This is a genomic window from Stenotrophomonas sp. YJH_SMC_65 (assembly GCF_059369475.1).
This window is the reverse complement of sequence record NZ_JCAFSR010000004.1, coordinates 1-18249: the sequence shown is the minus strand read 5'-3', so window position 1 is coordinate 18249 and position 18249 is coordinate 1. Positions and strand designations below refer to the sequence as shown.

Genomic DNA, 18249 nt, shown 5'->3' with positions numbered 1-18249 from the left:
TCTGCCCTGCAACCACGTACCGGAACCGACCATGGACCACGACACCCCGTTCGAACCCCTCAACGACCTCGAGGTGCGCCTGCTGCAGGCCCAGGACGGCACGCTGACCGCAGCGCAGTTCCTCGACGGCCTGCTGACCTCGACGGCGTTCGTGCTGCTGGACAAGGCCATTGGTGAGGATGGCGCCTGGGACGAGAGCATCTCGCCGCTGGTGCTGACCAGCGAGAGCGGCGAGCCGATGTTCGCGGTGTTCACCGCGCCCGAGCGCGCTGGCTTGTGGCACGAGCAGCTGCCGCAGTTTGCCCATGCCATGCCGATCGCGGTGCACGCGCTGCTGGCCGGTATCGGCGAAGGCGTCGGCCTGGTGCTGAACCCGGGCCTGGACGTGGGCATGGAGATGATTCCCGATGCCGTGGCCCAGCTGAAGCAGCGTGCGGCGGCGATTACCCGTGGGATGGCGCACTGAAGCCAGTGATATAGGGGTGCCGGCCAGCGGCCGGCACTACCCATGGGAGTCGGTGCGCGGCCGCCACGGCGGTTGCGGATCAGCGGGCGGCGGCGATGGCTTTCACCCGCGCCTTGGCCAGCGCTTCGCCGATGGCCGGGCCCTTCAGATGCGTGGTATCCAGATCCCGCGCCTGCACTGACAGCGCCGCTTGGTGCAGGCGCTTGAGCGTTTCGCCCTGGGGGTAGTCGGCGTCCTCGAAGCCGAGCCGGCCGCGCTTGTCGGCCTCGCAGCACAGTGCGATGCGGGCCACGCGTTCCGGCCGGCGCAGCGCATCACAGCGGCCCAGCAGTTCCAGCACGGTGGCATCGCGCAGTTCGTCGATGCGGTGCACGTTCAAGTGCTCGCGACACACCGCTTCGGCCAGCTGCTGGTGTTCGGCGGGAATCTTCAACCGCGCACACAGTGCCTTCAAGGGCTTGATGCCGCGCTGCTCGTGCATGATGTGGCGCGGCCACTCCTCCGGCGGGGTCAGGCCCTTGCCCAGGTCATGGGTAAGCGCGGCAAAGCCGACCAGGTCATCGCCCGGCGCCAGTTTCGCGGCGGTGTCGCTGACCATTTCCTGATGGATGCCGGTATCGACCTCGGGGTGGAACTCAGCACGTTGCGGCACGCCATACAGCGCTTCCAGCTCGGGCAGGATCGGGCCCAGTGCCTGCGCATCGTGCAGCGTGCGCAGGAAGGCGGAGGGCCGTTCACTGACCAGCGCCTTGCGCAGCTCCTGCCAGACGCGCTCGGGCACCAGCGCGTCCAGCTCGCCGCTGGCGGCGACCTCGCGCATCAGCGCCATGGTCTCTTCGGCGACGGTGAAGCCCAGTGGTGCGAAGCGCGCCATGAAGCGCGCCGCGCGCAGCACGCGCAATGGATCTTCCACGAACGCGGGGCCGACATGGCGCAGCACGCGTTGCTCGATATCGCGCACACCGCCGTAGGGATCGACCAGCGTGCCGGTGTCTTCGTCGCAGGCAATCGCGTTGATGGTGAAGTCGCGGCGCTGCAGGTCTTCTTCCAGCGTCACTGCCGGGTCGGCATCGACCACGAAGCCGCGGTAGCCACGGCCGGATTTGCGCTCGGTGCGCGCCAGCGCGTATTCCTCAGCGGTCTTCGGGTGCAGGAACACCGGGAAATCGCGGCCGACGGCGGTGAAGCCCTGCGCTTCCATCTGCGCGGGCGTGGCGCCGACCACCACCCAGTCATGGTCGCCGGCAGGTCGCTGCAGCAGGCGGTCACGCACGGCGCCGCCGACAAGATAGATCTTCATGGCTGGAATCATCGCATGCCCGGCGCAGACGCACCGGTAGTGCCGGCCGCTGGCCGGCAACCGCAGTCACCCCGAAGCTGCCGGCCAGCGGCCGGCACTACCGATACAGCGTCCAGCCCGATCCAGGCCAGCAGGCTCATCGTTTCCCTCCCCAGCGAGTGGATGCCGGGGAATGCCGGCCAGCGGCCGGCAGTACTGTGTTGCGATCAATCGCCGCCCTGGTCGGCGTTGGCGGCGCAGCTGAAGCGCTTGCGCTTGTCCACCAGGCGGCCCATCAGGCGATCGCTCAGCGGCAGCGCATCACCATTGAGGCGCCAGTCGTAGATCACGCTGAAGGCCAGCACGCGGGCCACGTACTCGCGGGTTTCCTTGTAGCTGATGGTCTCGATCCACAGGTCCGGATCAAAGCCCGGGCGCTGGCTCTGCCAGCGTGCGGTCGGGGTCGGGCCGGCGTTGTACGCGGCGATGGTCACGTAGGGCAGGCCGTCGTACTTGTTCATCAACTGGCGCAGGTAGGCGGTGCCGATGGCGATGTTGGTGTCCGGGTCGTACAGGCTGTCGGCGCCGCCGTAGCCGGTCAGGCCGATCGACTTGGCCACGCCGGCACCGGTGGCTGGCAGCACCTGCATCAGGCCCATGGCGTTGGCAGGCGAGCGCGCACGCGGGGTGAAGGTGCTCTCGGCGCGGATCTCCGCCGCCACCCAGGCCGGGTCGATTGCGTTGCGTGCCGATTCGCGGCGGATGGTGGCGTCGTGGTGCAGCGGGAAGCGCAGGTCGTACAGGCGCTGCTCCTGCGGCTGCTTGCCGAGCGCGAACACGGCGCGGTCGAACCAGCCGTTGTCCTGCGCCACGCGCACGGCGAGGCGACGCTGGGTGTCATCGAAGCGCGACAGTGCACTGTTCCATTCGGCCACGGCCCAGCCAGCGCGATCGATCTGGTACAACGCCATTGCGCGCTGGATGGCCGGGTCGCGCGCGATCACCGCCTGAGCCTGCGCGCTGTCGTTGGGCTGCCACGGGCACAGCGTGTAGCCCTGCTGCAGCTTGTCGGCGGCGAGGAAGCCGTGGAAGGTCGATGCACGCGCGGCCTCGCGGAACAGCGGCTGCGCCTGCTGGGCCTGGCCGGTCTTCTCCAGCATGCGGCCTTCGAAGTAGCGCCAGCGCGGGTCGCTGCGCTGCTTGCTGCCCATCTTGCGGATGGCGGTCAGCGCCGCGGTCCAGTCGCCGCGGGACATCGCTTCGCGCACGCGCCACTCGTGCAGGCGTTCGTCATAGGCCGACTCCGGCACCGCGTTGAGGCGGCGTGCCGAATCGGGCAGGTAGGACGCCACCGTCCACAGCGCGATCTGGTACAGCACCTGGCCCTGCTGGGCGGCACTCAGCCCCAGTGCCTGCGCGTACTGCGGCAGCTGCTGTTCGGTGGCGGCCGGGTCGGCCTTGGCCAGCTTGGCCAGGCCATCGGTGGCGATGCGCCGGCTGCGCTCGTTGCGGGGCCAGTTCAGGGCGCTGGCGTTGGGCTTGTCGACGAAGGCGGCGTAAGTGTTGGCCAGTGCCAGGTCAGTGGCAGGCAGGCCGCGGGCCGCGCTGCGCATCACGGCGGGCTGCTGCGCGTCGGCGGCAGCATCGATCCGTTCCCAGCGCAGGGCGTCGCTCAGGCCGCCTTGTGCCTGCAGCACGGTGAACACCGCATCGCAGCTGTCCGGCAGCGGCTTGCCGTTCTTGCGCCACAGCTCCTGTGCTTCGCTGATCCACTGCGGATCGGCCTTGCCGGTCACCTGGCGCGCGGTCAGCTGCGCACAGCGCAGGCCGGCGTTGTCGGTGGGCGCCCAGTTGGCCAGCAGGGTCGGCCAGTCCTGGCGGCGGGCGAGCGAGGGCAGCCACACGCTGCGGAACGTGCTGGCCACGGCCTGGCCCTCATAGCGCTTGAGGAAGGCCTGTGCCTGCGCGGTATCGACGGTGTCGATGTTGCGGCGCAGGTTGGCGTACTCCAGCCAGCCATACGCCGGATGGCGGCTGAGCGCAGCGGCCTGGCCAGGATCGAACTGGCCGCGTTCGGCGGCCGCGATCGCGGCTTTCAACTGCGCGTTCTGGGCATCGAGGGACTGGGCATTGGCGCAGCCGATCAGCAGCGTGGTGGCCAAGGGCAGCAGGGACAGGGCGGTCGAAGAGCGTCGGGTCATGGCATGCAGCATAGCGGGCAGTGGCTGAATTCAGTTTCGCATTGCGTGCACGCAATGCGTGGGCAACGATAGCTGAATGACTCCGCACAGGCCCCTGCCGCAGGCGGGCGCAGGCGTCGTAACGTCGGCCTTGGGCGAACGGCCCGGCTGCAGGGAGCGGCACATGGCGTTCAGTAGCGCAGGAAGAAGCGGCCCGCTGGCGGACATCAATGTCACGCCACTGGTGGATGTGATGCTGGTGCTGTTGATCATCTTCATCGTAACCGCGCCGATCGTGGCCCGGCCGATTCCCGTGCAGTTGCCACAGGCCACCGATCGCACGATCGATCGCCCCGAACCGCCGCCGCCGATCGAGCTGCGACTGGATGCGTCGAACCAGCTGAGCTGGGATGGCCAGCCGATGGCGATCGGCGATCTGCAGGGGCGCCTGCAGGCGCAGGCCGGCGAGCATGCCGGCAACCTGCCGGAGCTGCGCATCGCCACCGATCCGGCGGCCGAGTACGAAGGCATGGCGCGGATATTGGCTGCGGCCGAAGCCACTGGCATGGAGCGCATTGCCTTCGTGCGGTGAGTTTCGTGCGGTGAGTCCGGCAACGGGCGGCCTGCCATCGGCAGGCCGCTCTTCCTGCGAGGGAACGTGGCATGCGATACGGGACACAGCACGCGGCCTCACTGATGGCCGCCCCCAATCTGGCACCGCTGGTGGATGTGTTGCTGGTGTTGCTGGCGCTGGTGATCACCGCGCTGCCGATGGCGCAGGCGACCGGCCTCCTGGCGCTCCAGCAGCGCACCTCGTGCCCACCCTGGCCGGCGTCCTCACCCCAGCCGATCCACCTGCGCATCGACGCGGCGGGGGCGATGTTCTGGAATGGCCAGCCGCTCGACGCTGTCGCGTTGCAGCGGCACCTGGTGCAGGCGCAGCAGATGCCGCAGCAGCATGGCCCCTGGGTGCACCTGGCGACCGCCGACGACACCGACTACGAAGACATGGCACGCGTGCTGCTGGCCGTGAGCCAGCATGGGCTGCGCGTCGACGCGCCCGGTCACTAGCGCCTGCACCGACAAGTCCCCTTGATGAGTTGTGGCGGATCTCGGCGCGCGCTGACGCAGCCGGCATCAAAGTGGAGGGCGGTGAACAGTACCGTCCGGTTCTAAACGGTCCTCATCTGACGTAAATGGCTGTCAATTGCGTCAATTCCGCGTGAAAGAGTGTCGATCATCACGCCGTGATTTTTACCGCTTGTTTACAAAGGAGACGCTGCCGCCATGCAGGGGGGAGCGCGGCAGTCCATGTCCCGACATTCCTTTGGAGAGAGAGCGAATGAAGCACCTGCACCACCGCCCGTTGGCGGTTGCCGTCACGCTGTGCGTGATGGCCTTGGCACCCCTGGGTGCCGCTGCACAATCCACCACCAACCTCGACGCGGTGGAAGTCACCGGTACCCGCATCAAGCGCGCTGAAGTAGAGGGCCAGGTCCCGATCCAGACCCTGACCCGTGGCGACATCGAACGCACCGGCCTGACCTCGATCGGCGAAGTGCTGCAGCAGCTCACCGGTTCCGGCTCTGCGCTCAACGCCAAGTTCAACTCGTCCGGCAACTTCGGTTTCCCGCCCGATGGCAGTGGCGTGGGTGCCGGCTCGGCGCAGGTCGATCTGCGCCACCTGGGTGCCAAGCGCGTGCTGGTGCTGGTCGACGGCATCCGCTGGGTCAATGAATCGTCGGCGTCCGGTGTGGGCTCGGCCACCGACCTCAACACCATTCCGCTGGCCATCGTCGAGCGCATCGAGGTGCTGGAGGACGGTGCTTCGTCGCTGTACGGCTCCGATGCCATCGCCGGCGTGGTCAACATCATCACCCGCCGCGATTTCGATGGTGGGCAGGTGACGCTGAACTACGGCGAGTACAGCAAGGGCGACGGCACGCAGAAGGGCGTGGATCTGGCCTGGGGCAAGAGTGGCGATCGCTTCAGCCTGTTCCTGGGCGCCAGCTGGACCAAGCAGGACCCGGTATTCGCCAAGGATCGCGAGCAGTCGCGCTTCCCCATTCCCGGTACCGGCCTGGCGTTCGGCAGCGGTGGTATTCCGCAGGGCCGTTTCATGTTCACCGACCCGAACACCGGTGCGGTGCAGAACATCGTGCCCAATATCGGCGTGAGCAATCCGCGGTACGACGGCAGTGCCGGCTGCAGCCGCACGGATGACTATCACTGCTTCACCACCGCCGACCGCTTCAACTTCGCCGAATACAACATGGTGCTTACGCCGTCGGAGCGCAAAGGCCTGTTCGGCCAGTTCCGCTTTGACATCACCGACAACGTGCAGTGGTACATCAAGGCGCTGGGCAACCGCCGCGAGTCGACCAACCAGGCCGGCCCCGAGCCGCTGTTCTTCGGCCCCGATGGCGCCACCGGCAATCCGTTGGCCGACAACATCGTGGTCTCGCGCCTGAACCCGTACAACCCGTTCGGCTTCGATCTCGTCTCCGGCGACAACATGAGCCTGATCGGTCGTCGCCCGGTGGAGGGCGGTGCGCGCGTGTTCAAGCAGAAAGTGGACACCACCTACTTCGCCACCGGCCTGGTCGGTGACTTCCATGCCGCCGACCGCAGCTGGTACTGGGACGTCAACGGCATGTACAGCAAGAACAAGGCCGAGCAGACCAACTACGGCAGCTATGACATCTACAAGGTGAACATGGCGCTGGGCGATCCCGCGGTGTGCGCGGCCACGCCTGGCTGCGTGCCGTTGAACATCTTCGGTGGCGCCGGTTCGATCACCCCGGACATGCTGAAGTGGATCCAGCCGGTGGTGCGCGACCGCAGCCAGAACGAACTGAGCCTGTTCACCGCCAACCTGTCCAGCGAGCTGTTCTCGCTGCCGGCCGGTCCGGTGTCCTTCGCCACCGGCTTCGAGTACCGCAAGTACAAGGGCGCCTACCAGCCCGATCCGCTGACGGTGATCGGCCACTACAACGGTGTGCCGTCGCAACCGACCTCCGGTTCCTACGACGTCAACGAGGCCTACCTGGAGTTGAGCGTGCCGATCTTCGCCGACTCCTCGTTCGGCAAGAAGCTGGACCTGAGCCTGGCCGGCCGCTATTCGGACTACTCCACCTTCGGCGGCGAGTTCACGCCCAAGTACGGCCTGCGCTGGCAGGTGACCGATGACTTCGTGCTGCGCACCACGTACGCCGAGGGTTTCCGCGCACCGTCCATCGGTGAGCTGTACGGCTCTGCCGCACGTGCCGACCTGCAGCTGTTCGATCCGTGCTCGGTGGGCCTGGGCGGCACGCCGCCGCGTGGCAGCGCGGCCAACTGTGCTGCACTGGGCGTCCCGGCCGGCTTCCAGCAGGCCAACTCGCAGATCTCGGTGACCACCGGCGGCAACCGCGAGCTGGACCCGGAACGCTCGCGCAGCTTCAGCGCGGGCTTCGTGTGGAGCCCGTGGTTCGGCAACAACGCCTCGTGGTCGGAGCGCTTCGATGTGGAAGTCACTTTCTACCGCCATGCCATCGATGGTGCGATCCAGGCCATCAACGCGCAGACCCAGCTGGACCTGTGCGTGGATACACTGGACCCGATCTACTGCAACGGCATCACCCGTGCCAGCACCGGTGCGGTCAGCAGCTTCAACAACCGCCTGACCAACCTGGGTTCGATCAAGACCGACGGTTGGGACGTGGATCTGTTCTGGACGCTGCCGCAGACCTCCATCGGCCAGTTCAAGCTGGGGTGGAAGAACACCTTCGTCGGCCGTTACGAGGCCACTGGCGCGGCCGGGCAGAAGCAGCCGCAGAAGCCGGGCGTGGAAGTGGCCGACAGCTCGATCCCGGAGTGGACCAGCAATGCCAGCCTCGGCTGGACGATGGATCGCTGGAGCGCCAACTGGACGGTGCGCCACATCTCCGAGCTGACCGAGAACTGCGGCGATGCGGCGGCCTTCCCGGTGTGCAGCAACCAGGCTGCGGGCACCAACACGCTGTCGGCCACCACCTTCCACGACATGCAGGTGGGCTACAAGATCGACTGGATGAAGGGGTTGCAGCTGACCGCCGGCCTGAACAACGTGTTCGACAAGGATCCGCCGATCTGCCTGTCGTGCTCGTTGAACGGCTACGACGCTTCGACCTACGACATCCCGCGTGGCCGTTACTGGTACCTGCGCGCGGACCTGCGCTTCTGATGTGACGGTGGCAGCGCCGGTCAGTTCCGGCGCTGCCTTGCGGGGGCCGAGCCCGCGCTCGGCTGATTCTCTGAGCCGAGCATGGGCTCGGCTCTACAGGTGCGGGGCGTGCGAACCCCGCGTCTGATCAGAACGCCCAGGTGAACGTCAGCGAGCCATTGCGGCCATCGCCGTAGGCACCGTAGCCGTTGATCTGCGACAGGTACTTCTTGTCCAGCAGGTTGTTGAGGTTGGCCTGCACGCTGAACTCCGGCGAGATGCGGTAACGCACGAAGGCGCTGACCAGTGCGTAACCTTCCTGCTCGAAGCGACCCACCACCGGCGCGGCGTAATAGATGCGGTTCTGCCAGTTGGCACCGCCACCGACGGTCAGTGCCTGCAGCGACTGCGGGGTGTAGCTGGTGAACAGCTTCAATGCGGTCTGCGGCAGGTTGGTGTTGATGTCGGCACCGTTGATGTCCTTGGCCACATAGCGCGAAGCACCGAAGGTCGCGTTCCAGCCCGGTGCCAGTTCGCCGTTCAGCTCGAACTCGAAGCCGCGGCTGACGGTGCCGCGTGCAGCGCGATAGGCGAACTCGTTCTGGCTGCCCTGCACGGGTTCACCGGTGGCCTGGCCGACGTTGTCCTGTTCGATGCGGAACACGGCCAGCGAGGCGTTCAGGCGGTTGTCGAACCACGCGCCCTTGACGCCCACTTCGTAGCTCTTTCCATCGACCGGATCGAGGTAGCCGCCATTGCGGTCCTTCAGCGTCTGCGGCTGGAAAATCTCGGTGTAGCTGGCGTAGGTCGAGTACGTCCCGTTGATGTCGAAGACCAGGCCAGCGTACGGCGTGGTCACCTTGTGCGCGCGGTCGGCGCCTTCACCCTCGCTCTTCCAGTCGGTGTAGCGTGCGCCGATGATCAGCTTCAGCGGATCGGCCAGCGACAGGCGAGCGGCCGCGTAACCGGCCTTCTGCGTGATGGTGCCCTCGCTGGCCAGGGCCAGCGGGTTCCAGTTCGGCTCACCGATCTTGCCCGTCCAGTTCAGATAGCTGGCGAACGGATCCCAGGGCTGGCCCGGGCCACCGACCTGGTAGTCGCCGTAGTTGGCGTACTCGCGCCTGTTGTAGCTGAGGCCGGCCATCAGCTGGTGCTCGCGGCCAAACAGCTGGAACGGGCCATCCACGTAGCCGTCGACGCCAGTGACCTTGCGCTCGGTGTTGTACAGGCCTGCGGACGGCGAGATGCCCGCGCCAGTGGTCCGGTCGAAGTTCGAGGCGCCCGTGGTCCAGTCGTTGTAGGCGGGGTAGAACAGCTTGTCGTCGGCCCTGGTCTCATCGTGCGTGGCACCCACCTTGAACTTCCAGCCGTTGCTGAAGGCGTGTTGCAGGGTGGCGAAGGCCCGCTTGCTGGTGGTGTCCCAATAGGTCCACTCCGGGCTGGCGTTGAACGATCCGTCGTAGCCGGTGCGCGAGCCATCCGAATACAGCATCGGGAAGCCGCCCCAGGTCGCACCATTGGCGCGCTTCTGCTGGTAGTCGTAGCCCACGCTCAGCTGGGTGCCCGGGGTCAGGTCGGCATCAATGACGGCGTAGCCCAGCGTCTTGCGCTGGTTGTAGCGGTCCATCTGGCCGTCGGTATCCAGGTAGCTGCCGATCACGCGACCGCGCACGCTGCCGCTGGCGTTGAGCGCGCTGCCCACATCCACCGTGGTGCGGGTGCGGCCCCAGCTGCCGACGTTCACCGACACGCTGCCGGTCAGCTCGGCGCTGTCGGCATGCTTGCGGATCAGGTTCACCGAAGCGGACGGGTTGCCGGCGCCGCTGAGCAGGCCGGTGGCGCCGCGCACCACTTCCACGCGGTCGTACAGCGCCAGATCCAGGCCGGAGTCACCGTAGCTCCAGTTCTGCACCATCTGCGTCGGCAGGCCGTCGAACTGGTAGGCGTCGATGTAGAACCCACGCGCGTAGAACTCGGTGCGCTCGCTGTCGGACTGGGTGCTGGTCACGCCGGTGGTGTTGGCCAGCACGTCGATGATGTCGTCGAGCTTCTGATCTTCGATGCGCTGGTGGCTGATGATGCTGACCGACTGCGGGATCTCGCGCGGTGCCAGGTCGAAGCGGGTACCGGCCGAGGTGCGGCGCACCGAATAGCCTTCGGCGCGTTCGCCCTTGACCACGACCTTGTCCAGCGTGGTCGGGTCGGCGGCGGTGTCGGCGAAGGCGGCCGGGGCCAGGGCGCAGAGTGCAACGAGTACGGCAACGGACAGCCGCTGCGGCTGCGGGATACGGAAGGCGGAACAGGTCATGGGGGTCCTGGACGAGCACGCGCGCTCGGCCGGCATCCAGAAGGCGAGGCGCTACGGGTGGGAAACGGGCGGGCAGGCCGTCCTGGCACCACCGGAAACGAAAGAAATGGTAATACGAACTATTCCTATTTACAAATCATGAACGAGGTAGGCACTCACGCGGGCCGCGACGCAGCGCATGGGGTTCAGCGCAGCAGCGGCAGCGGATCGCGCGCGCCATCGGCGCCGTAGATGCCCCAGTGCAGGTGGGGCGGCGTGCCCTTGGCATTGCCGCTGTCGCCTACATGCCCGAGCAGGTCGCCGGCCTGGACCACCTGGCCGCGCGCCAGGCCCTCGGCCCAGTCGTCCAGATGGGCGTAGTAGTAACGTTCGCGCCCGGGCCCGATCACCCAGACCTGGCGGCCACCGAGGCCGCGCTCGCTGACGTCCGCGATGACGCCGGCAGTGACGCTGCGCACCGCGGTGCCGCGCTTGGCGAAGATGTCGATGCCGGCGTGGGAGCGGTCACGGCCACGTGGTGCGCCGAAAGTGTCGGCGATCTGGCGCGGCCGCACGCCGTCCACCGGCACCGCCAGTTGCGTGGCCGGCGGCATACGAGAGAGTGTCCACAGCAGCTTCGGCGCAGCGGCCCATGGGCTGTTCCACAGCGCCATCGCGGCAATGAGGGCGATGGCCAGCCACAGGCCGCGCAGCAACCAGCGGCGCAGGCGACGGGCGGGGGAGGGCGATGTGTTCATGGTCTCCGACTGTAGCGCCGAGCCATCTTCGGCGGCTGTTGCTGTGCGGTCAAAGCGCAGTCGAGCATGGCTCAGCGCTACAGAACCGGGGCCAGCGGCACTTCGAAACTGCGCTTCAACGTCCCCAGCGCGACCGACGTACGGAAGCGCTCGATGTTGTCATCGCCGCCGAACAACCGCTCGGTAATGGCCTCGTACTCTTCCATCGACGCCGCCGAAAGCAGCAGCAGGAAATCGCCATCGCCGGTGATCGAGTAGCACTGCTGCACCGCCGGGTCGTCCTGCACGCGGCGCTTGAACGGCGCCACGTGATCACGCTGCTCGCTGACCACGCGCACTTCGACGATGATGGTCAGTGGCCGCCCGACCTGGGCGGCGGCGATCACCGCCACATTGGCCGCGATCACGCCGCTGTCCTGCAGGCGCTTGATGCGGCGCTGCACGGCCGGCGTGGACAGGTGCACGGCCTCGGCGATTTCGCGCTGCGGCAGGGTGTTGTCCCGCTGCAGCAGGTCGAGGATGGCGCGGTCGAAGCTGTCGAGCACGGGGGCGGTGGCCATGGCGAGCAGAAGTTGCACGAACGGGCCGTCAATTGAGCCAAGTGCTCGGCGCTGGCGCAATAGACTTTGCCCATGCAGACCCCACGACTCGCGCCGATGTTGCCGGCGCTGGCGGTGCTCGGCTCGGTCACCTCGCTGGCCATCGGCACCTCCTACGCAAAACACCTGTTCCCGCTGATCGGCGCGCAGGGCACCAGCGCGCTGCGCGTGGGCTTCTCGGCGCTGTTGTTGCTGCTGTTCTGGCGGCCGTGGCGCTGGAAGACCAGCCGCCCGGATGCGATCACCATCCTGCGCTACGGCCTCACCCTGGGCCTGATGAACCTGCTGTTCTACATGGCCCTGCGCACCATTCCCTTCGGCATCGCGGTGGCCATCGAATTCACCGGGCCGCTGACGGTGGCCATGCTGTCGTCGCGACGGCCGATCGATTTCCTCTGGGTGGGCTGTGCGGCGGTGGGGCTGCTGTTGCTGCTGCCGATCGGCGGTGGTCCGGCGCTGGATCCCGCTGGCGTGCTGTATGCGATGGGGGCTGCGGCGTGCTGGGGCCTGTACATCGTGTTCGGCAAGCGTGCCGGCCACCTGCACGCCGGGCATTCGGTGTCGCTGGGGCTGCTGGCGGCGTCGCTGGTGGTGGTGCCGGTGGGCGTGGTGCACGCCGGCGCCGCGCTGCTCGATCCGAAGATCCTGGCCGCCGGGCTGCTGGTGGCGCTGGTGTCCAGCGCGATCCCGATGTCACTGGAGATGATGGCGCTCAAGCGCCTGCCGAAGGAGACCTTCGGCATCCTGATCAGCATGGAACCGGCGGTGGCCGCGCTGTGGGCGATGCTGCTGCTGCACGAGCACCTGCATGGGCTGCAGTGGCTGGCGATCGGCTGCACGGTGCTGGCCTCGGTGGGCAGCACGATGACCGCGCGGCGCCTGAAGGCACCCGTCACCGCCTGAAAAAAAGGGGACGGAGGGGATTAAGTCGTTTATGCCCCGATTTAGGGGGCGCCGGGCGGCGCCCGGCGCAGAGCGTGCGGACCAACGGTCCGCACCTACCGTAACGGCGAGTCAGCGCAGGGCGTCGGCCGGGACGTCGATCTGCATCGCCAGGGCGAGGTGATCGGAGAACGCGGCTGGTACGGCTTCCACGGTACGAGTCTGCAGGCCACTGCTGACCAGGATGTGGTCGATGGCGCGGTCGGGGCGCCAGCTGGGGAAGGTCGGCACGATGCAGCCCGGGGGCTGCAGCCGGGTCTTCTGGTACAGCACCTGCATTTCCGGGCGTTCGGCCAGGCAGTTGAAGTCGCCCATCAGCACCGCGTTGGGGTGGTCGGACAGCAGCTCGGCGATGAAGCCCAGCTGCGACATCCGCGAGCCCGCGCCCAATGACAGATGCGCCACCGCCACCGCCAGGCCATCGGTACCATCGCCGAACTTGGCCAGCAGCACGCCGCGCCCGCCGATGCGGCCGGGCAGGGCATGGTCCTGCACTTCCACCGGTTCCAGCTTGCTCAGCAGGCCATTGGCACTGGATGCCACGCCGCCCATGCGCCGGTTCGGCTGGTGGCTCCAGTAGTTGAAGCCGGCGCGCTGGGCCAGGTAGTGGGTCTGGTTGGTGAAGCCCGAGCGCAGGCTGCCCGGGTCGGCCTCCTGCAGGCCGACGATGTCATGGTCGCGCGCCAGGGTGGCGATCGCGTCCAGGCTGCTGCGCTTGCGCCCCGCCGGCAGCGCATGTGACCAGCTGCGGGTCACATAGTCGCTGTAGCGGCGGGTACTTGAGCCGGCCTGGATGTTGGCCGTCAGCAAGCGCAGGGTCCGTGTACGGGGGGAATTCACGGCCGGGAAATGCTTCTCTTGGATCAGTGAGCCTGGGCCGCACCGCGTTCGCGGGCGATCAGGTGGTCGGCGATGCGCAGCATGTCCGGGAAGCTCTTGCCCTTCACCAGGTACTTGCCGTTGACGATGATCGACGGGGTGCCGCTGATCTGGCTGCGCTGGGCGAACTGCTTGGCCGAGTTGGTCTTGGCGTTCACCGCGAAGCTGCCCATGGTGGCGGCGAACTGCTTCGGATCCACGCCATAGGTGGCGTAGAACTTGGCGATGTCTTCCACCGAGTCACGGCCGCGCTCGCCCTTCAGGGTCTTCTGCGAGTGGATGGCGGCGTACAGCGCTTCGTGGGTCTTCTCCTGCACGCCCAGGGTCTGCGCGGCGTAGAAGGCACGGGCGTAGTCATCCCAGGTGCCGCCGAACATGGCCGGCACGTAGACGAAGTTCACGTCGCTGGGCAGGCCGGCCTTCCACGGGCCGACCAGCGGCTGGAATGCGGCGCAGGCCGGGCAGACGTAGCCGAAGATCTCGGTCACTTCGATCTTGCCGGCAGCCGGCTGGAACGGCTGGCCGTTCGGGATCACCTGGTAATCGGCGCCTTCCACCGGGGCCGGGCCGGTCAGCGCGGCGGTGGTCGGGGCCGGCGCCGCGGCGGGGGCGGCTTCGGCCGGGGCCTTTTCGCCTTCGGCGGCAGCCGGAGCGGTGCCTTCGCTGCCCGTGGCCGGCGCAGCGGCCGGTTCGGCGGTGGCCGGGGCGGCTGCCGGTGCGGCCGGGGCCGCGGTGGTGTTGGTGCTGCCGTCATCAGCCTTGCAGGCAGCCAGGATCGGCAGCAGCGCTGCGAGGGCGAGGGCGTAACGGATCTTCATGGAAACGTCTCCAGCATCTGGAAAGGTGGGGGCCGGCGCCAGGCGCCAGCCAGGGGGAAATGATGACATGCGGCGGCGACAGCGCCGTGTCGAGGGTGGGCGTTGGTTCAGCGGCCGCGGGCGGCGCGGGCCTGCGCGATCAGCGCCGAGGCGATGCGCAGCTGGTCGTCGAAGCTGTTGCCCCGCACCAGGTACTGGCCGTTGATGATGATGGCCGGGGTGCCCGGGATCTTGGTGCGCTGGGCGAACGCGCGCGCGGCCTCGACCTTCTTCTGCACGGCATCGCCGCGCAGCGCCTGGAGGTAGCGGTCCGGGGTCACGCCGTAGGCCTTGTAGAACGTGGCGAGCTCATCGGCCGAGACGTTCTGCATCGGCAGCGATCCCTGCTCGTGCAGGGCCTTGAACACGGCAGCGTGGCTGCGCTTGGCCACGCCGACTTCGTCGGCGGCGTAGTAGGCCAGTGCCCAGGCATCCCAGGCGCCACCGAAGGCCGCCGGCACCGGGGTGAAACGCACGTCGGCCGGCAGCTTGGCCGCCCAGGCTTCCAGCTGCGGTTCGAAATGGGCGCAGTGCGGGCAGGTATAGCCGAAGACCTCGACCACTTCGATCTTGCCGGCCAGCGGCTGGAACGGGCCTGGCTGGGCGATGCGCTCGTAGTCTTTGCCCTCGACCAGCGGGGCATTGGCGGGGGTGGCGGCGCAGGCTGCCAGCGGCAGCAGCACCAGCACGGACAACAGCAGGCGGGAAATCAACCTCATCGACACGCATCTCCGTTGAAAAAAGCAACGCCGGCGCGGTCGCCGGCGTGAAGGAACATACCGCAGCCGTGGGCCGGCGTCGCGGCCCGGGCCGACCAGTGGTGGTCAGGGGGCGGCAGCCGGTTGCGTCGGCGTGGCCGCAGCGGCTACATCGTCGGCCTTGTTGTGCAGGCCCTGCAGGTAGCTCGACAGCGCCTGCACCTCCTGCTCGCTGAGCTTCTGCGCGACCGTGGCCATGATCTGGAAGTGCGCCTTGTCGGTCTCGTTGGTCTGGCCGGCCTGGTACTCCTGCAGGCGGCGCGCGACATAGCTGGCGTGCTGCCCACCGAGGTGCGGATAGGCCGGGCCGGGATTGCCGGCACCGCTGGGGCCGTGGCAGGCCATGCAGGCCGGCAGGCCGCGCTTGGCATCGCCGCCGCGGTACAGCTGCTGGCCGATCTCGTAGAACTTCATGCCCTTGTAGGGGCCATCGGTCACTGCCGTGTCATCGGCGATGCCGGCGTTGGCCTTCTGCGTGGCGAAGTAGGCGCCGATATCGCGCATGTCCTGCGGGGTGAGGTTCTGCACGAACGGCACCATCGCCACCGCCGCGCCGGAACTGCGCTGGCCGTTGGCGATCAGGGCCATCTGCTGGGCCACGTAGCGCTCGCTCTGGCCGGCAATGGACGGGTACATCTCCACCGTGGAGTTGCCGTCGGCACCATGGCAGGCCGCGCAGGCCGTCGCCTTGGTCTGGCCGGCCTTGGCATCGCCCCAGTGGGTCTTGCTGAAGTCCACCTCCAGCGAGGCGGTATTGATCGGCCCGTTGTCGGGCAGCGGGGTCAACGTGGTCTGCGCGAACGCAGCAGCGGCAACGACTACAGCAGTGGCAAGGGCGGATACGGCAAGAACGCGAGCGTGGCGCATGCTGAAGCTCCGTATGGACCGGGCCGGACGGTGGCCGCCGGCATCGCCCGGATTATCAACGGCGTTTCCGCGCACGGTCAACGCAGCAGTGCAGCAAAATGGCCGCAGCGGCCGCCGGCACGGGCGCGCGGCGCCGCAACATGCGATCCTAGGCACATGTCATTGCTCATCGAACGCGCCCGTTACCACCTTTCGGCCCACAACGTGCGGCAGCTGCCGCCCGACGAAGGGGCTGAAGTGGCCTTCGCCGGCCGCTCCAACGCCGGCAAGTCCAGCGCGCTCAACGCGCTGACCCGCCAGAACGCCCTGGCCCGTGTCTCCAAGACCCCCGGCCGCACCCAGCAGCTGGTGTTCTTCCAGGTCACCCCGGAAGCGCATCTGGTCGACCTGCCCGGTTACGGCTACGCCAAGGTGCCGCTGGACCTGCAGGCGCACTGGCAGGCCTTCATTGACAAGTATTTCCGCACCCGCGAGGCCCTCAAGGGCCTGGTGGTGGTGATGGACATCCGCCACCCCCTGAAGGACTACGACCGGCAGATGCTGTCCTATGCCGTGCAGCGTGGCCTGCCGGCGCACGCGTTGCTGACCAAGGCCGACAAGCTCAGCCGCAGCCAGCAGATGCAGTCCCTGCAGAAGGTGCGCAAGGAGCTGCAATCGGCTTACGGTGACAGCGTCAGCGTGCAGGTGTTCTCCGGCGAAGACCGTACCGGCGTGGACGAAGCCCGCGGCGTGATCGGCGGCTGGCTGGGGCTGGAATAAGGCTCTCCGGTCGCCCGGCTGGCAGCCGGGCGCTACCCGATCGGGTGGGTGCCGACCTTGGTCGGCACACCCTCACAACGGCGAATACTCCGCCGGCACCCACGCATAGGCCTGGCCCTCGCCACGCACATGGCCCAGGCCCGGGAACGGCAGGTGCGCACCGGCCACCCACCAACCGTTGGCGGTGGCCTGCTGCAGCAGCCCGCGACGGCTGGCGATGGCCGCCTTGCGGTCCGAATCGGCCTCGAATGCCGCTTCCGGGTGCGCGAACTGCACCGCATGGAAGTGCAGCACATCACCCCACACCAGCAGTGACTGGCCCTGGCTGTCGAACCGGTAGGAGACATGGCCGGGGGTATGGCCGTGGGTGTCCATCGCCACCGCGCCACCGGGCAGGGCATCGCCGGGGCTGAACGTGCGCAGGTGGCCGCTGGCCTGGTAGGGCGCGACCGCGTTGCGTGCCAGCGGGAAGGCGAAGCGCACGCCCTTCGGCGCCGTGGCCTCGCTGGCCGGGCTGAGCCAGTAATCGGCATCGGCCTTGGACAACCACACCGTGGCATTCGGGTAGGCCGGCTTGCCCTGCGCGTCGAGCACGCCGCACAGATGGTCCGGGTGGGCGTGGGTCAGCAGCACCTCGTCCACCTCGGCCGGGTCCACGCCGGAGGCGCGCAGGTTGCCCAGCACCTGGCCCAGGCCGGGGCCGAAGCACTGCGCGGTGCCGGTATCGACCAGGGTCAGGTGGTTGCCCTGGCGCACCAGGAAGGCGTTGATCGCGGTCTGCAGGCCCTTCTTGTCTTCCGGTACGTAGCGGCCTTCCAACAGGCGGCTGACCAGTGTCGGCGGCACGTCGACCACTTCCTGCCGGCCCAGCGCGACCACGCCGTCGAACAGGGCGGTGACCTGCAGCGCACCAACGCGCTGGTGGTAGACGCCGGGCACCTGCTGGGTGGGAGCGGGCGAGGTGGCTTCGGCCAGTGCAGCCAGCGGCAGGGACGACAGGGCCAGCAGCAGGGCGCCGCGCAGCGGCAGGGGACGCAGGATCATGGCGGTTCTCGGTGGATGACGGGCGGTTCCGTTGTGCCCAGCGTGCCGTGGCCGGCGTGTGCACGGCGCTCAAACCACTGCGCGGAATGCTCAGGGAAGGGGGGGCTGCAGGGCTGCGCCCTGCACCCGCAGAGGCAACGGCAACGGCCGAAGCAACAGCAACAGCGACAGCGGGCTATCTGGGATGGCGGGGTGGGTCCGGTTGCGGGAGACGCCGTAAACCCCGCTCCGCGGTCCGGCCCAGTCGCTTGCGGCTGTGCGTTCGGGCGCTTGCGAAGCAGTGCTTCGCAAGCAAAGCGCCCTCACCCATGGGGGCTTGGCCGCGGCATCCATGCCGCGGACACTCCCGCAACCGGACCCACCCCGCCTTCGACAGTTTTCCGCGATCTGT

At 68.0% G+C, this 18249-nt stretch carries 16 protein-coding genes; 6 read left to right on the top strand and 10 right to left on the bottom strand.

Annotation, left to right across the window (positions count from 1 at the left end; translation table 11 throughout):
* Positions 1-31: 31 nt before the first annotated feature.
* Positions 32-466 carry an SseB family protein gene (locus AC5P7A_RS08175; protein WP_072167163.1) on the top strand — a complete coding sequence of 145 codons (435 nt, stop codon included), beginning with the start codon at positions 32-34 and terminating at the stop codon, positions 464-466.
* A 79-nt stretch (positions 467-545) separates the two neighbouring features.
* On the opposite strand, the gene AC5P7A_RS08170 is transcribed toward AC5P7A_RS08175, so the two are convergent.
* Positions 546-1766: a multifunctional CCA addition/repair protein gene (locus tag AC5P7A_RS08170; protein WP_053495110.1), complete on the bottom strand. Its 1221-nt coding sequence runs from the start codon at positions 1764-1766 to the stop codon at positions 546-548.
* A gap of 206 nt (positions 1767-1972) precedes the next feature.
* On the bottom strand, positions 1973-3958 hold the full coding sequence (locus AC5P7A_RS08165) for a transglycosylase SLT domain-containing protein (protein ID WP_126411364.1): 1986 nt from the start codon (positions 3956-3958) through the stop codon (positions 1973-1975).
* 151 nt (positions 3959-4109) lie between these two features.
* Between AC5P7A_RS08165 and AC5P7A_RS08160 the strand changes: the two genes are divergently transcribed.
* The 3 genes from AC5P7A_RS08160 to AC5P7A_RS08150 all read left to right on the top strand — a co-directional run bounded on the left by AC5P7A_RS08160 (position 4110) and on the right by AC5P7A_RS08150 (position 8129).
* Complete coding sequence (locus AC5P7A_RS08160; protein ID WP_014648410.1) at positions 4110-4517, top strand: ExbD/TolR family protein; 408 nt, start codon at positions 4110-4112, stop codon at positions 4515-4517.
* A 104-nt stretch (positions 4518-4621) separates the two neighbouring features.
* Positions 4622-4996 (top strand): ExbD/TolR family protein, encoded by a 375-nt coding sequence (locus tag AC5P7A_RS08155; RefSeq protein ID WP_495220028.1) that lies wholly within the window; start codon positions 4622-4624, stop codon positions 4994-4996.
* A gap of 271 nt (positions 4997-5267) precedes the next feature.
* Complete coding sequence (locus AC5P7A_RS08150) at positions 5268-8129, top strand: TonB-dependent receptor plug domain-containing protein (RefSeq protein ID WP_134809292.1); 2862 nt, start codon at positions 5268-5270, stop codon at positions 8127-8129.
* A gap of 127 nt (positions 8130-8256) precedes the next feature.
* Here AC5P7A_RS08150 and fhuE read toward each other — a convergent pair whose 3' ends face one another.
* From fhuE to AC5P7A_RS08135, 3 genes are all read right to left on the bottom strand, one after another.
* On the bottom strand, positions 8257-10416 hold the full coding sequence (fhuE, locus tag AC5P7A_RS08145) for a ferric-rhodotorulic acid/ferric-coprogen receptor FhuE (protein ID WP_495220027.1): 2160 nt from the start codon (positions 10414-10416) through the stop codon (positions 8257-8259).
* 185 nt (positions 10417-10601) lie between these two features.
* Positions 10602-11153 (bottom strand): M23 family metallopeptidase, encoded by a 552-nt coding sequence (locus tag AC5P7A_RS08140; protein WP_046432517.1) that lies wholly within the window; start codon positions 11151-11153, stop codon positions 10602-10604.
* Positions 11154-11230: 77 nt separating this feature from the next.
* On the bottom strand, positions 11231-11713 hold the full coding sequence (locus AC5P7A_RS08135) for an Lrp/AsnC family transcriptional regulator (protein ID WP_046432515.1): 483 nt from the start codon (positions 11711-11713) through the stop codon (positions 11231-11233).
* Between the two features lie 72 nt (positions 11714-11785).
* On the opposite strand from AC5P7A_RS08135, the gene AC5P7A_RS08130 reads away from it, so the two are divergent.
* A complete protein-coding gene (locus AC5P7A_RS08130) occupies positions 11786-12655 on the top strand; it encodes an EamA family transporter (protein WP_126411362.1) in 870 nt (289 codons plus the stop codon).
* Between the two features lie 111 nt (positions 12656-12766).
* Here AC5P7A_RS08130 and AC5P7A_RS08125 read toward each other — a convergent pair whose 3' ends face one another.
* The 4 genes from AC5P7A_RS08125 to AC5P7A_RS08110 form a co-directional block, all read right to left on the bottom strand.
* Entirely contained in the window at positions 12767-13504 is a 738-nt protein-coding gene (locus AC5P7A_RS08125; RefSeq protein WP_021202520.1) for an endonuclease/exonuclease/phosphatase family protein, read from the bottom strand.
* Positions 13505-13557: 53 nt separating this feature from the next.
* A complete protein-coding gene (locus AC5P7A_RS08120; RefSeq protein ID WP_049440671.1) occupies positions 13558-14391 on the bottom strand; it encodes a thiol:disulfide interchange protein DsbA/DsbL in 834 nt (277 codons plus the stop codon).
* Positions 14392-14498: 107 nt separating this feature from the next.
* The gene (locus AC5P7A_RS08115) at positions 14499-15149 is read right to left on the bottom strand and encodes a thiol:disulfide interchange protein DsbA/DsbL (protein WP_032960695.1); all 651 of its coding nucleotides are present in this window, start codon (positions 15147-15149) and stop codon (positions 14499-14501) included.
* 105 nt (positions 15150-15254) lie between these two features.
* Complete coding sequence (locus tag AC5P7A_RS08110; protein WP_014648400.1) at positions 15255-16055, bottom strand: c-type cytochrome; 801 nt, start codon at positions 16053-16055, stop codon at positions 15255-15257.
* A gap of 156 nt (positions 16056-16211) precedes the next feature.
* Here AC5P7A_RS08110 and yihA point away from each other — a divergent pair, with 156 nt between their 5' ends.
* Positions 16212-16814, top strand: coding sequence for a ribosome biogenesis GTP-binding protein YihA/YsxC (yihA, locus tag AC5P7A_RS08105; RefSeq protein ID WP_005411022.1), 603 nt, complete (start codon positions 16212-16214; stop codon positions 16812-16814).
* A gap of 72 nt (positions 16815-16886) precedes the next feature.
* Here yihA and AC5P7A_RS08100 read toward each other — a convergent pair whose 3' ends face one another.
* Positions 16887-17858, bottom strand: coding sequence for an MBL fold metallo-hydrolase (locus AC5P7A_RS08100; RefSeq protein ID WP_046432495.1), 972 nt, complete (start codon positions 17856-17858; stop codon positions 16887-16889).
* Positions 17859-18249: the final 391 nt, after the last annotated feature.